9 protein-coding genes are annotated in these 14,329 nt (G+C 71.0%); 6 read left to right on the top strand and 3 right to left on the bottom strand.

What is annotated here, in order from left to right:
* Positions 1-34 precede the first annotated feature (34 nt).
* The 3 genes from AB0N81_RS16945 (at position 35) to moeZ (ending at position 2,967) form a co-directional block, all read left to right on the top strand.
* Positions 35-991, top strand: a complete 957-nt coding sequence (locus tag AB0N81_RS16945; protein WP_365358836.1) for an NAD-dependent epimerase/dehydratase family protein — start codon at positions 35-37, stop codon at positions 989-991.
* Positions 979-1,725, top strand: coding sequence for a spherulation-specific family 4 protein (locus AB0N81_RS16940; RefSeq protein ID WP_365358834.1), 747 nt, complete (start codon positions 979-981; stop codon positions 1,723-1,725). Before AB0N81_RS16945 ends, AB0N81_RS16940 begins: the two co-directional genes overlap by 13 nt.
* A gap of 63 nt (positions 1,726-1,788) precedes the next feature.
* On the top strand, positions 1,789-2,967 hold the full coding sequence (gene moeZ / locus AB0N81_RS16935) for an adenylyltransferase/sulfurtransferase MoeZ (RefSeq protein ID WP_365358832.1): 1,179 nt from the start codon (positions 1,789-1,791) through the stop codon (positions 2,965-2,967).
* Between the two features lie 65 nt (positions 2,968-3,032).
* On the opposite strand, the gene AB0N81_RS16930 is transcribed toward moeZ, so the two are convergent.
* The 3 genes from AB0N81_RS16930 to AB0N81_RS16920 all read right to left on the bottom strand — a co-directional run bounded on the left by AB0N81_RS16930 (position 3,033) and on the right by AB0N81_RS16920 (position 9,175).
* Entirely contained in the window at positions 3,033-4,607 is a 1,575-nt protein-coding gene (locus AB0N81_RS16930; RefSeq protein WP_365358830.1) for an alpha/beta hydrolase, read from the bottom strand.
* 71 nt (positions 4,608-4,678) lie between these two features.
* The gene (locus tag AB0N81_RS16925; RefSeq protein ID WP_365358828.1) at positions 4,679-6,229 is read right to left on the bottom strand and encodes an alpha/beta hydrolase; all 1,551 of its coding nucleotides are present in this window, start codon (positions 6,227-6,229) and stop codon (positions 4,679-4,681) included.
* 138 nt (positions 6,230-6,367) lie between these two features.
* Positions 6,368-9,175, bottom strand: coding sequence for a lysylphosphatidylglycerol synthase domain-containing protein (locus tag AB0N81_RS16920; protein WP_365358826.1), 2,808 nt, complete (start codon positions 9,173-9,175; stop codon positions 6,368-6,370).
* A gap of 173 nt (positions 9,176-9,348) precedes the next feature.
* Between AB0N81_RS16920 and AB0N81_RS16915 the strand changes: the two genes are divergently transcribed.
* The 3 genes from AB0N81_RS16915 to AB0N81_RS16905 all read left to right on the top strand — a co-directional run bounded on the left by AB0N81_RS16915 (position 9,349) and on the right by AB0N81_RS16905 (position 14,271).
* Positions 9,349-9,738 (top strand): MGMT family protein, encoded by a 390-nt coding sequence (locus tag AB0N81_RS16915; RefSeq protein WP_365358824.1) that lies wholly within the window; start codon positions 9,349-9,351, stop codon positions 9,736-9,738.
* Between the two features lie 167 nt (positions 9,739-9,905).
* A complete protein-coding gene (locus AB0N81_RS16910; protein ID WP_365358822.1) occupies positions 9,906-13,436 on the top strand; it encodes an ATP-dependent DNA helicase in 3,531 nt (1,176 codons plus the stop codon).
* A gap of 136 nt (positions 13,437-13,572) precedes the next feature.
* Positions 13,573-14,271: a hypothetical protein gene (locus AB0N81_RS16905; RefSeq protein ID WP_365358820.1), complete on the top strand. Its 699-nt coding sequence runs from the start codon at positions 13,573-13,575 to the stop codon at positions 14,269-14,271.
* Positions 14,272-14,329: the final 58 nt, after the last annotated feature.

Raw genomic sequence — 14,329 nt, 5'->3', positions numbered from 1 at the left:
TCCGCCGCCGTGCGGCCACCCCGGGAGGCGCCCGATGAGGGTGCTGCTGATCGGAGCCAACGGATACCTCGGCCGGTTCGTCGCCGACCGGCTGCTCGCCGACCCGGCGGTGCAGCTCACCGCACTCGGCCGCGGCGACGACTCGGACGTACGGTTCGACCTCGCCAGCGGGAGCCCCGGCGCGCTCACCCGCTTCCTGGACGCCGTGCACCCGGGCGTCGTCATCAACTGCGCCGGCGCCACCAGGGGCGGCGCCCGCGAGCTGACCCGGCACAACACCGTCGCCGTCGCCACCATCTGCGAGGCCCTGCGGCGCAGCGGCTGCGGGGCGCGCCTCGTACAGCTGGGCTGCGGCGCGGAGTACGGGCCGAGCCAGCCGGGGTCCTCGACGGCCGAGGACGCGGTGCCGCGGCCCGGCGGGCCCTACGGCGTGAGCAAACTGGCCGCCACCGAGCTGGTGCTCGGCTCCGGGCTCGACGCCGTCGTCCTGCGGGTCTTCTCGCCCGCGGGCCCCGGCACCCCCGCCGGATCGCCGCTCGGGCGGCTCGCGGAAGCCATGCGGCGCGCGATGCAGGCGGGGGACGGCGAGCTCAAGCTCGGCGGGCTCGGCGTGCAGCGGGACTTCGTCGACGTGCGCGACGTGGCACGCGCCGTGCACGCCGCCTCGCTCTCCGCCGCGCAGGGCGTCGTGAACATCGGCGCGGGCCGGGCCGTACGGCTGCGTGACGCCGCCGCCGTCCTGGCCCGCGTCGCCGGGTACGGCGGGGCGCTGCACGAGCTCGACCAAGTGCCCGTGCGGGCATCCATCGGCCACCCCCGGAGCGAATCGGAGCACGGGCTGCCGGCCGCCGCGTACCCCTACCCGGACGGCTGCGGCAGCTGGCAGCAGGCCGATGTGCGCACCGCGCGCGACCGGCTCGGCTGGCGGCCCCGCATCAACCTCGAAGAGTCACTCGCCGACATCTGGATGGAGGCCGCATGCCGCATCTGACCAGGACCACCAGGGGTGCCGCGAGCACCGAGGTAAGCATCGGCTTCGGCATCCCCGGCTTCGCCCACCCTCTCGTCGCCCCCGTCGAATGGTCCGAACTCACCCGCCCGGGCACCCCTTTGAAGTGGGTTGTCCTGAATGTCGCCAACGGTCCGGGGGAGCGGCCCGACCCGCGCTGCCTGGAGGCGGCGGGCCGACTGCGGAACGCGGGCGTCCGCGTGCTCGGCCACCTCGACACGGCGTACGGGGCCCGCTCCTTCGGAGAGCTGGTCTCCGACGCCCACCGCTACCTGGACTGGTATCGGGTCGACGGCTTCTCCCTGGACCGCTGCCCGACCGGCCGGGCGGCGCTGCCGGAGGTGCGCAGGACGGTCGCGACCCTGCGCGCCCTGATCGACGACGCGCACATCGTGCTCGGGCACGGCACCCACCCGTACCCCGGATACGCCGAGACGGGCGACCAGTTGGTGACCTTCTCGGGCCCCTGGAGCGACTACCGCTGGTCGCAGGTGGCCGAGTGGACAGCCGACTACCCGCCCGAGCACTTCTGCCACTTCGTACACGGCATGCCGCGCGGTCACCTGGAGGAGGCGCTGCGCATCGCCCGCTGGCAGGGCGCCTCGACGATCTACTTCACGGACCGGGTGGACGGCGGTCCGGGCGACCCCTGGGAGTCCATGCCCGGTTACTGGGACGAAATCGTCTCGCGTATCGGAACAGGTGTCTCGGAATGAAGAAGGGCGTGGCAGTGTTACTTGCAGAACAACCGTTCCGCATTACCGACCAACGGAGTCCCCGTGTCGCTGCCACCCCTGGTCGAGCCCGCATCCGAGCTCACCGTCGATGAGGTTCGCAGGTACTCCCGCCACCTGATCATCCCTGACGTCGGGATGGACGGGCAGAAGCGGCTGAAGAACGCCAAGGTGCTGTGTGTCGGCGCCGGTGGCCTCGGGTCGCCGGCGCTGATGTACCTGGCCGCGGCCGGTGTCGGCACGCTCGGCATCGTCGAGTTCGACGAGGTCGACGAGTCCAACCTGCAGCGGCAGATCATCCACAGCCAGGCGGACATCGGCCGCTCCAAGGCGGAGTCCGCGAAGGACTCGGTCCTCGGCATCAACCCGTACGTGAACGTGATCCTCCACGAAGAGCGGCTCGAGGCCGACAACGTGATGGAGATCTTCGGTCAGTACGACCTGATCGTCGACGGCACGGACAACTTCGCGACCCGCTACCTGGTCAACGACGCGTGCGTGCTCCTCAACAAGCCGTATGTGTGGGGTTCCATCTACCGCTTCGACGGCCAGGCGTCCGTCTTCTGGAGCGAGCACGGCCCGTGCTACCGCTGCCTCTACCCGGAGCCCCCGCCGCCCGGCATGGTCCCCTCCTGCGCCGAGGGCGGCGTGCTCGGCGTGCTGTGCGCGTCGATCGGCTCCATCCAGGTCAACGAGGCCATCAAGCTCCTCGCGGGCATCGGCGAGCCGCTGGTCGGCCGCCTGATGATCTACGACGCCCTGGAGATGCAGTACCGCCAGGTCAAGGTCCGCAAGGACCCCGACTGCGCGGTCTGCGGCGAGAACCCCACCGTCACCGAGCTCATCGACTACGAGGCCTTCTGCGGCGTCGTGTCCGAGGAGGCCCAGGAGGCGGCGGCCGGTTCGACGATCACTCCCAAGCAGCTCAAGGAGTGGATCGACGCGGACGAGAAGATCGAGATCATCGACGTGCGCGAGCAGAACGAGTACGAGATCGTCTCGATCCCCGGCGCCAAGCTGATCCCGAAGAACGAGTTCCTCATGGGCACCGCCCTTCAGGACCTGCCGCAGGACAAGAAGATCGTCCTGCACTGCAAGACGGGTGTCCGCAGTGCGGAAGTCCTCGCGGTGCTGAAGTCCGCGGGCTTCGCGGACGCGGTGCACGTGGGCGGCGGCGTGATCGGCTGGGTCCACCAGATCGAGCCCGAGAAGCCGGTCTACTAGGCGTAGCGCCTGAACGGACACGGGCCCGCACCTTGCAGGTGCGGGCCCCTCCGCATGTCCGGTCCTCAGGACGAGCAGACCTTGCCGTCCTTCGGGGCCCTGCCGTCCAGCAGATACGTGTCGATCGCGCCGTCCACGCAGTCGCTGCCGTTGCCGTACGCCCCGTGGCCCTCGCCCTTCCAGGTCAGATGGACGCCGACGTCCTTGCCGAGCTCGTCCGCCATCTTGCGGGCGCCTTCGTAAGGCGTCGCCGGGTCGCCGGTGTTGCCGACGACGAGGATCGGGGCGGCGCCGGGCGCGCTCACCTCGGGGGAGTCGTGCAGTCCGGCCACAGGCCACTCGTGGCACCAGCCTGCCGTGTCCCAGCCGAGGAACTCCCCGAAGACCGGCGATATTCCACGGAACCGGTCCAGACGCTTCTCCGCCTCTGCCGGCGTGGTCCGCGCCTTGGCGTCCAGGCAGGAGATCGCGCGCTGCGAGTGGCTCTGCGTGCTGTACCGCCCCGAGGCGTCGCGTTCGTTGTACGCGTCGGCGAGCTGGAGCAGTGCCGAGCCGTCGCCCTTCTCGGCGTCATCGAGGCCGCGGGTCAGCGCGGGCCAGGTCTGCTTGCTGTAGAGGGTGACCAGGATTCCGGTGTGCGCGAGGGACTCGGTCAGCTTCCGGTCGCCCGAGGTACGCATCGGCTTCGCGTCCAGGCGCTCGAACAGCTTCTCTATCTTCGCGGAGCCCGCCTTAGGGTCCTGGCCGCGGGACTTGAAGTAGTTGTCGAGGGCACGCTGGAAGCCCCTCGCCTGGTTCTCCGCGTGGCCGATCGAGTCCGCGCTCGGGTCGACGACCGCGTCGAACACGAGGCGGCCGACGCGCCGGGGGAACAAGTGGGCGTACGTGCCGCCGAGTTCGGTGCCGTACGAGACGCCGAGGTAGTGCAGCTTGTCGTCACCGAGGACCTGGCGCATGACGTCCATGTCGCGGGCGGCTTCGACGGTGGAGATGTGCTCGATCAGCTTCTTCGAGCCCCGCGCGCAGCCCGCACCGAAGTCGGCCGCGTCCTCGAAGTACGCCTTCTCCTCGGCCCGGGTGTCCGGTGTGAGGTCGACCTTCTTCTCGGCGGCCTGCGTCGCCCTGTCGTCCCGGCAGCGCACGCCCTCGCTCGCCGCGACCCCGCGCGGGTCGAAGCTCACCAGGTCGTACCGCTCGCGCAGCGTGTCGTACGAGTCGGCGAAGGACGGGAGGCCGGAGACGCCCGAGCCGCCGGGGCCGCCGAAGTTGAAGAGGAGGGACCCGATGCGGTCGCCCTTGCCCGTGCTTCTGGCGCGGATGAGGGCGATGCCGATCGTCTCGCCGTCCGGCTTGCCGTAGTCCAGCGGGACCTTCAGCGTCGAGCACTGCCACTCGGCGCCCGGAGCACTGCCGCCCTCGGGCGCCTCGCAGCGGCTCCAGTCCAGCTTCTGGGACGTCAGCGAGGCGGGCAGGGTCGATGAAGGGTCAGGCTTGGGCCGCGGCTCGGGAGCGGTCGCCGAGGGGCCCTTCCCGTCGCTTCCGTCCCCGTCCCCGTCGTCGGACGAGCCGCAGCCGGCGGCCAGGCCCGCCACCAGCACTCCTGCGGCGGCCAGGGCCGTGGACCGTACAAAACGCTGCATAGAAGCGCTTCCCCCCTTGGAAGACAGTTCAGGCCATAGTAGGCGGGGCCTGTGACAACGGCCGGGGGTGGTCAGGAGCAGACCGTTCCGGTCTTCGGGACCGCCCCCTTCAGCAGATAGCCGTTCACGGCGTCCCGCACGCACTTGTTCTTGCTGTCGTACGCCCCGTGCCCCTGGCCCTTGTACGTCAGCTCGACGCCGACGCCCTTGCCGAGCGCCTGCGCCATCTTGCGGGCGCCCTCGTACGGTGTGGCCGGATCGCCGGTGTTGCCGATGACGACGATCGGCGGCGCGCCCTCGGCGCTCACGTCGGGGTGGTCGGCCTGGCCCTCGACCGCCCAGTCGGTGCACCCGACCATGCCCCACGCCAGATAGTCACCGAACAGCGGCGAGGCCTCGCGGAACTCGGGGAGCTTCTTCTCGACATGCTCCGCGGAGTAGCGCGCCTTGTCGTCCGCGCAGTTGATCGAGATGTTGGCGGACTGGATGTTGTTGTATTCGCCGTCCTCGTTGCGCCCGTTCATCGAGTCCGAGAGTGCCATCAGGATCTTGCCGTCACCGTCGTAGGCCTCTTCGAGGCCCTGGGTGAGGTACGGCCAGAAGTCCTTGGAGTACAGGGACTGCGCGATGCCGTTGGTGGCGGCGGTCTGCGTCAGTTCACGGGGCGGCAGACCGGTGATCGGCTTGCTGTCCAGGTCCTTCAGGAGCTTCGCGATCCGCTCCTTGACGTCCTTCTCCGTGTCGCCGACCGGGCAGTCCTCCGCCTGGGACGTGCAGTCCTTCGCGAAGTTGTCGAGCGCCAGCTGGAACCCCTCGGCCTGCCCGAGCGAGCCCTGTTCGGCGTTCTCGGTGGGGTCGACGACCGCGTCGAAGACGGCCCGCCCCACCTTCTTGGGGAACAAGTGTGCGTAGACGCCGCCGAGTTCGGTGCCGTACGAGATGCCGAAGTAGTGCAGCTTGTCGTCGCCGAGGACCTGGCGCATCAGGTCCATGTCGCGGGCCGCGTCGGTGGTGCGGACGTGCGGGAGCGTCTTGCCGGCGTTCTTCTCGCAGCCGCTGTTGAAGGCCTTCACGTTGTCGAGGAGTTTCTTCTTCTCGGCCTCGTCGTCGGGTGTGGAGTCCTGCTGGAAGTACGTGTCGAGCTCGTCGTCGTCCTCACACTCGATGCCCGCGCTGCGGCCGACGCCCCGCGGATCGAAACTCACCAGGTCGTAGCGGGTGCGCAGCTTGGCGTAGTCCTCTCCGAAGGCGGGCAGTGTGGTGATGCCCGAGCCGCCGGGGCCGCCGAAGTTGAAGACGAGGGACCCGATGCGGTCCTCCTTGCCGCCGCTCGAGGCCGCCTTGATCAACGCGATGTCGATCGTGTCGCCCTTCGGCTTCGCCCAGTCGAGGGGCGCCTTCATGGTGGCGCACTGCCACTCGGCGCCGCCCGGCAGCGGGGACGGGGCGTCACCGCCGCCTTCGGAGGCGGCGGGCGCGGGGCAGTCCTTCCAGCTCAGCTTCTGAGCCGACAGATCCTCGTCCTTGGAGTCGTCGCTGCCGCCGCACGCCGCGAGCGTGGCGGACAGGAGCAGGGTGGCGGCGGCCAGCGCGGTGGCGCGCGGCTGGGACTGTGTGGGCATGCCCTCATCCTGAAGGGGGAGCTGACAGGACGCTCGGGGCACGGGCCGTGTGGGTGAGGAATCGACTCCTGAGGATGCTGGAGGCTTGCCGGCCGTCGGCGTCAGCCCTCGGTGATCCGGCGGACCGCGTCCGTGCGGTCAGAGCAGTCCCTTCCTTGTCAGGTGGTTGAAGAACAGCCACCCCGGAAGGACCGGAAGCCACAGCGTCAGGAGCCGGTAGAGCAGCACCGCGGGCGCCGCCACGTCCTTGGGCACGCCCACCGCGATCAGACCGAGGGTCAGCGTCGCCTCGACCGCGCCCACACCGCCGGGCGTCGGTGCCGCCGACCCCAGGGCGTTGCCCGCGAGGAAGACGACCGCGACGCTCGCGAGGCTCAGCGACGTCATCTCTTCGTTGCCGAACGCACGCACCGAGGCGTCCAGGCAGAGCACGAACATCAGGGTGAGCAGCAGCATCCCGCCGATGCCTGTGAGCAGCTTCTGCGGCCGCTGCAGCACGTCCAGCATGCGCGGCACGACACCGGCGAAAAGCGACCGCACGCGCGTGACGACGAATTTCCGCAGGAACGGGATGGCGGTCACCACGAGGACCAGCACCGCGACCGACAGCAGACCGGCGATGACGGTGCGGGACGGCGTGAACGACGGCGTCTTCTCCGTCCCCGTCAGATAGCCGAAGATCAACAGCAGCAGGATGTGCGAGCCGAGCCCGAAGAGCTGCGAGGCACCGACACTCGCCACCGCGAGTCCCGAGCGCACCCCGGACCGCTGCAGGAACCGTGTGTTCAGCGCGACACCGCCGACCGCCGCGGGCGCCACGATCTTCACGAACGACCCGGCGACCTGCGCCGCCACCGCGCGTAGGAACGGCACCCGCTCCGGCACGAAGCCCAGCAGGCTCATCGCGGCGGCGAAGTAACTCAGCGCGGAGAAGCCCACCGCGGCGGCCACCCAGCCCCACTCCGCCTCCTGGAAGAGGGTGCCGAATTCGACGTGAGTGAGCTGTGACAGCAGGAAGTAGGCGCCGATGGCACCGGCGATGAAGCTGATCAGTGTGCGCGGCCTGATCCGCTCCAGCTGCGCCGGCTCGACCGGTGCCGTCGGGCGGATGAGCAGGACCTGATGGCGGATCTGGGTGAGCAGATCCTCCTCGCGGGCCTGCTCCAGGGCGTCGTCTATGGCCTGTTTCTCGGCCTGCCGCTCCTGCTTGGCCGCCTGCTTCTCCTGCTTCTGGGCCTGCTTGTCCGCCTGCTTGTCCGGCCGGCCGTCCTCGGAGACCTCCGCGCGTACGGTCTGCCGGGACTTGCGGGAGGCTTCCAGGACGGCCTCGCGCTCGCGCTGGGACCGTTCCCGGGCCAGCTTGGCCAGCGTGGAGCGGGTGGAGCGGGTGAGGGCGATGGGCTGCAGCAGGGGCAGACAGTCGGCCACCGCGTCCGGGCCGAGGATCTCGACGGCGGTGGCGACCGCGCGCTCGGCGCCCACCCGCAGGCCGAGTGCGGCCAGGAGCTGGGCGATGTCGATGCGCAGGACCAGGTCGCCCGCGGCGATCTCACCGCCGCGCAGGTCCGTGAGGATCACGGTGCCGGAACGATCCACCAGAATCGCGTCGCCCGCGAGCCTGCGGTGCGCGATCCGCCGGGACTGCAGTGCCTGCACCTGCCGCCAGGTGTCGCACAGCAGTTCGTCCGTGATGGCGTCGTCCGGCAGAGAGTCCAGGGAGCGGCCCCCCGTGTGCTCGTAGACGAGCATCACGGCGTCGGGGCCGAGCTCGGAGGTCGCGATCAGCTTGGGCGCGTTCGCCCCGGCCGCGATGGCCGCGTACGCGAGAAGGGCCTCCTGCTCCAGGGCCTGGCGCAGCGACTGGAGGCTGCGCCGCTGGGTGATGCCCCGCAGGGTGAGCCGCCGCCAGACGCGGTAGAAGAAGCCCTGCGCCTGCTGCTCGCGGTCGATGACCGTGACGTCGAGCGGTGGACCGTCTTCCAAAGTGACGAAATAGCGGCGGCCGCGGTCGCCGTGCTCGCTGTCCGGGGCTTCCTCGCGGGCGGCGCTCACGGGGCGGAAGCCGACGTGCCGCAGGCCCACGAGCAGCGTCTGCCCGGTCGGCCGCACGTTCGGTGAGCCGACCGCGTAGAGCGTTCCGTACGCCACGGCCCAGCCGATGAGCACCGTCAGGATGATCGAGAACGGCGTCGTGTAGCCGGTGACCAGCATCGTGAACGCGTCGAGCAGCAGCACCACGAACAGCACCAGGCGCCAGCGCGGTCTGCGGGACATGCCGACGGCCGTCATGTACGCGATCACGGGCGCGAGATAGCCGTGCACCGGATCGGTGAACGCGTGGAGGTCGGCGGGGGACGGCTTGGTCAGCGCGTCCTGGATGGAGTCGGGGGCGGCCTTCGCGACCCAGAGGTCGGTGGCCAGCGTCACGCCGTGCGCGAGCACGGCGGCCAGCACGCCGTCGGCGATGCGGAGCCCGTCCCGCTTGATCAGCCGCTCGATCGCGAAGGCGACGGGGACGAGCAGCACACCGATGCTGGCGATCAGACCGGCGACCTTGATCAGCAGATCGGGCGCCTGCTCCGTGCCCTTGTCGATGTCCTGTTCGAGCCCGGACGTCGTGCCGTGTGCGAACGCGGCGATGGCGAGCAGCACCGCGATGGCGAGGACGCCGACGAGGAGCCGCATGAGGTCGGAGGGGCGGTGCACGCGCGCCGCGAGGAGCGGTTCGTCGCCCGCGACGCGGTCGGTGTGCGCCCCGGCGTCGGCGCAGTCGGACCCCTGGCCGAGGTCGTGGCCGGCGTCGTGTCCGACGCCCTGCTTTTCGTCGTTCTCGCTGGTCAGGGCGCGCTCACCGGTGTCCGGGTGTGACTCGGACGCAGAGGTGCCCGCCTTCTCATCGGGATGCACGCCCTGCCGCTCCGTCGTCTCTTCTTGATCTCGTATCACCAGTCACCGCCCGCACGATGGTGGCATGTCCTGCTCGTGGAGGGAGGCATCAGGGGGCAACGCAAGGCTGCGAAGTGGTCACGAAACGACACTTTGCGCCCTGCCGTCCGGGCTGCGGCACACTCTGTGCCGAGCCCGTCACCGTGTCGGTGGGATGCGGCAGGATGGACCGGATGAGCGAGTTGCCGGAGTACGCGGAACGGGTCCTGGAGGTCGCGGAACTGATCCCTCCGGGTCGGGTGATGACCTACGGAGACGTGGCCGAGTGGCTGGAGGAGGGCGGCCCGCGACAGGTCGGCCGCGTCATGGCCCTCTACGGAGGGGGTGTCCCGTGGTGGCGCGTGGTGCGCTCGGACGGCGTGCTGCTGCCGGGCCACGAACTGCGTGCCCTGGAGCGGTACCGCGAGGAGGGCACACCGCTGCGACAGGCGTCGCGCGCCGCCCAGGGGCATGTCCCGAAGCTCGACATGCGGCAGGCCCGGTGGGACGGCGGCGCGGCAGGCGGGGCTGAAGGCGACGCTGCGGGGCACACGCGCCCTCGGGCTCCGGAGGCTCACACCTGACAGCTTCCGGCATCCGGCGGCCCGACGGGGGACCGGTGGCCCGTACGGGGGAAGCCACGCGTCCTCCGCGCCCACTGGCGTAGCGTCGACAGCACACACCCCCTTCACCCCGCGGCCACCGCGCAGCCGCTCTTCGACCAGCACACCCACCAGGACCGGCGACCCACGTGAGTTCCCCTTCTTCCACTCGGCACATCCGGCACCCGTCGCACCACCAGGTACGACAGGGGACCCGGGATGTCTACCGACTGGTGCGTACACCGCCGGCTCCGATGGATCCCCCTCGCTTGGACGCAGGTCAGCAGGGTGTGGTTGACCACAAGCGGGGGCCGCTGCTGGTTCTGGCGGGGCCCGGCACGGGCAAGACCACCACCCTCGTGGAGGCCGTCGCCGCCCGGGTCGCCGAGGGCGGGGACCCCGCGCGGATCCTCGTGCTCACCTTCAGCCGCAAGGCGGCGGTGGAGCTGCGCGACCGCATGGCGCTGCGCATAGGGGCGGCGCGCGCCCCGCAGGCCACCACGTTCCACTCCTTCTGCTACGCCCTCGTCCGGGCCCACCAGGACGCCGACCTGTTCGTGGAGCCGCTGCGGCTCCTGTCGGGACCCGAGCAGGACGTGGCGGTACGTGAACTGCTCGCGGGCCAGATCGACCTCGCGCAGGAGGGCCACGGGCACATCCGCTGGCCGGACGAACTGCGCGCCTGCCTCACCACCCGCGGCTTCGCCGACGAGGTGCGCGCGGTCCTGGCCCGCAGCCGTGAGCTGGGCCTCGGACCGGACGCACTGGACGCCTTCGCGCGTCGCAGCGGACGGCCCGACTGGGGAGCGGCGGCGGCCTTCCTCGCCGAGTACCTGGACGTGCTCGACCTCCAAGGAGTGCTCGATTACGCGGAGCTGGTGCACCGCGCGGTGCTGCTCGCGCGCCGTCCCGAAGTGGCGCGGGCGCTCGGCGCGCAGTACGACGCGGTGTTCGTGGACGAGTACCAGGACACCGATCCGGCCCAGGTACGGCTGCTGCACGCGCTGGCCGGCGGGGGGCGCAACCTCGTCGCCTTCGGCGACCCCGACCAGTCGATCTACACCTTCCGGGGCGCCGATGTGAACGGCATCCTGGAGTTCCCGCACGACTTCCCGCGCGTGGACGGCACCCCGGCGCCCGTCGCGGTCCTGACGACGTCCCGCAGGTCGGGCGAGCAGCTCCTCGACGCCACCCGGCTGCTCACCCGGCGCATGCCGCTGACCAGGCTTCCTGCGGAGAAGGTGCGGGCCCACCGCGAGCTGTCGCCGGTCAGGGACGGCGGCCGCGTCGAGGTGTACACGTACCCGACCGCCGGCACGGAGCTCGACAACATCGCGGACATCCTGCGCCGCGCGCACCTGGAGGACGGCGTCCCGTGGGGGGAGATGGCGGTCCTGGTCCGTGCGGGCGCCCGCACGATCCCCGCCGTCCGCCGCAGCCTTAGCGCGGCAGGTGTCCCCCTGGAGATCGACGGCGACGACATCGCCCTGCGCCACGAGCCGGCGGTGACGCCGCTCCTGACGGCACTTCGGGTGGTGGCCACGGCGGTCGTTTCGGAGACGGCTGATGCGGAGGCGGTCGTTTCGGAGACAGCTGATCCGGAGACGGCCGTCCCGGAGAGCGCTGAAGCCGCCTGCGACGGCATGGAAGCCGCCGCCTGCGACGGCATGGAAGCCGCCGCCTGCGACGGCACGGAAGCCGCCGCCTCCGACGGCACGGATGCCGCCGTGTCCGGCACGGAAGCCGCCGTGTCCGGCGCGGAAGCCACCTCACCCGGCCCCGAACCCACCACCCCCGCCTGGCTCGACACCGAGACTGCCCTGACCCTCCTCACCTCCCCCCTGGCCGGCATGGACGCCGCCGATCTGCGCCGCCTGGGACGCGCCCTGCGCGAGGAGGAGCGGGCGGCGGGCAACCACCTGCCGCCGCCCTCCGACGAACTGCTCGCCCGCGCCCTCGCAGAGCCGGAGCGGCTCGTCGCGCACGATCCGACGTACGCACGGGGAGCCCAGCGGCTCGGCGCGCTGCTCCGTAAGGCCCGGGAGCGCCTCGCGGGCGGCGGCACCGCCGAGGAGGCGCTGTGGGAGCTGTGGGACGGCACGCCGTGGCCCAGGCGCCTGGAGCGCACCGCGCGCCGCGGCGGCGCGGCCGGCCGCAACGCCGACCGTGACCTCGACGCGGTGTGCGCCCTGTTCGCCGCCGCGGCCCGCGCGGAGGAGCGCACGGGCGGGCGGGGCGCTCTCAACTTCCTGGAGGAGACCGAGGCGCAGGACATCGCCGCGGACACGCTCACGCGCCGGGCGGCACGCCCCGACGCTGTACGCCTGATGACGGCGCACCGCTCCAAGGGCCTGGAGTGGCGGCTCGTCGTCGTCGCGGGCGTCCAGGAAGGTCTCTGGCCCGATCTGCGCCGCCGCGGCTCCCTCCTGGAGGCCGACCGCATCGGCCGCGACGGTCTGGCCGAACCGCTCACGCCTGGAGCGCTCCTCTCCGAAGAGCGCCGTCTGTTCTACGTAGCGGCCACGCGCGCGCGTGAACGCCTCGTCGTGACCGCGGTGAAGGCGCCGGCGGACGACGGCGACCAGCCGTCCCGCTTCCTCACCGAACTCGGCGTCGAACCCAAGGACATAACAGGCCGCCCGCGCCGCCCCCTGTCCGTCGCCGCGCTCGTCGCCGAGCTGCGCGCCACCACCGTCGACCCGCGCGTCACGGACACCCTGCGCGAGGCGGCGGCCCAGCGCCTGGCCCGCCTCGCCGCCCTCAGAGACGCCGACGGCCGCCCCCTCGTGCCGGCGGCGCACCCCTACCGCTGGTGGGGCATGTACGAACCGACGGCGAGCGCGGTCCCCCTCAGGGACCGCGACAAGCCCGTCGTGCTCTCCGGAAGTGCACTCGACCAGCTCGCCAACACCTGCTCCCTGCAGTGGTTCCTCGGCCGTGAGGTGAAGGCGGACGCACCCGCGACCGCCGCCCAGGGCTTCGGCAACGTGGTGCACGTCCTGGCCGACGAGGTGGCCTCCGGGCGCACGCCCGCCGACCTCGACGTCCTCATGGAGCGCCTCGACTCGGTGTGGGACGCGCTCGCGTTCGACGCTCCCTGGAAGTCGGCGCAGGAGAAGGAGCACGCGCGCGTGGCGCTGGAGCGCTTCCTCCAGTGGCATGTCGACTCCAACGGCGCCCGCGCGGGCCGCGCCCCCGTCGCCAGCGAGCACGACTTCGACGTGACTCTGGAAGCGGGTCCCTACGAAGTGCGCGTGCGGGGCTCCATGGACCGGGTCGAACAAGACGCGGAAGGCCGTGCCTACGTAGTCGACTTCAAGACCGGCAAGCAGGCCCCGACCGCCGCCGAGGTCGCCCGCCACCCGCAGCTCGCCGTCTATCAGCTGGCGGTCCGCGAGGGCGCCGCCGACGAGCTCTTCGAAGGCGTACGTCCCGAACCGGGCGGGGCCGAACTGGTGCAGCTGCGCCAGGGCGCCGCCAAGAAGAACGGCGGCGAGGCCCTTCCGAAGGTGCAGGCCCAGGAGGCACTCTCCGGAGAGTGGATCGGCGACCTCCTCGCGACAGCCGCGGGCAAGGTCCTCGACGAACGCTTCACGCCCACCACGGGCCAGCACTGCACCCACTGCGCCTTCCGTGCCTCGTGCAGCGCACGCCCGGAGGGCCGCCACGTGGTGGAGTGACCCGGCCCGTCGCACCCGTGGCGATTGTCACGTCACGTCACCCGCGGGCATAGCAGCCCCAGAAGCAATCTAAAGTCTCCGTAAAGACATACTGTGCGCCGGCTGAGGGTGCACCTTTTCGAGGAGAAGCGCGTATATGGCAGCCAACCGGAAGCTCCTGGCAGTGGCCGCGGCGTGTGCCGCCGCCGTCATCGGTGTCACCGGCTGCGGTGGCGACGGCGGTGACAAGGACCCCTTCGACGGCATGAGCGCCGACAAGATCGCCGACAAGGCATCCAAGGCTTCCAAGGACGCCGGTTCCTTCACGATGAAGGGCCAGATGAAGCAGAAGGGCGAGGCGAGCAACATCGAGTTCGCCGTCGCCGAGTCCGGCGACTGCAAGGGCACGATGGGCTCGCAGAAGTCGGGCACCGCCGAGTTCCTCTCCGTCGGAAAGGTCTCGTACGTCAAGGCCGACGACAAGTTCTGGGAGGGCCAGGGCGGCAGCGCCGCAGCCGAGCTCGTCAAGGGCCGCTGGGTGAAGTCGGCCGCCAAGGAGGACAGCGTCTGCAACCCGGACGACATGTTCAAGTCCGACAAGCTCAAGAACCTGAAGCGTGAGGACGACTCCGAGGTCGACGGCAAGAAGGCCGCCGTCCTCACCCAGAAGAAGGGCAAGGAGACCACCACCTTCTACGTCGCCATGGAAGGCAAGCCCTACTTCCTGAAGGTCGTGAACAAGGGCAGCGACGACCCGGGCTCGATCACCTTCGGCGGTTACGGCAAGCCCGTCGACGTCAAGGCCCCGCCGGCCAAGGACGTCGTCGACCCGCAGAAGCTCGCTTCCGGTTCCTGACGTCACCCGTCCCATGAGCGCGCGGTGGCCGCTCACATCCGGGCCCGCCCCGGTTGTC

It is taken from the genome of Streptomyces sp. NPDC093510 (assembly GCF_040683555.1).
GTDB lineage: Bacteria > Actinomycetota > Actinomycetes > Streptomycetales > Streptomycetaceae > Streptomyces.
Note: the sequence above shows the minus strand (reverse complement) of the source record. Positions and strands in the feature narration are given on the sequence as shown.

Bases quoted from the DNA above. Each gene is read 5' to 3' on its own strand.
- AB0N81_RS16930 (WP_365358830.1), bottom strand. From the start codon at position 4,607: ATGCAGCGTTTTGTACGGTCCACGGCCCTGGCCGCCGCAGGAGTGCTG.
- AB0N81_RS16945 (WP_365358836.1), top strand. From the start codon at position 35: ATGAGGGTGCTGCTGATCGGAGCCAACGGATACCTCGGCCGGTTCGTC.
- AB0N81_RS16940 (WP_365358834.1), top strand. From the start codon at position 979: ATGCCGCATCTGACCAGGACCACCAGGGGTGCCGCGAGCACCGAGGTA.
- AB0N81_RS16925 (WP_365358828.1), bottom strand. From the start codon at position 6,229: ATGCCCACACAGTCCCAGCCGCGCGCCACCGCGCTGGCCGCCGCCACC.
- AB0N81_RS16915 (WP_365358824.1), top strand. From the start codon at position 9,349: ATGAGCGAGTTGCCGGAGTACGCGGAACGGGTCCTGGAGGTCGCGGAA.
- AB0N81_RS16905 (WP_365358820.1), top strand. From the start codon at position 13,573: ATGGCAGCCAACCGGAAGCTCCTGGCAGTGGCCGCGGCGTGTGCCGCC.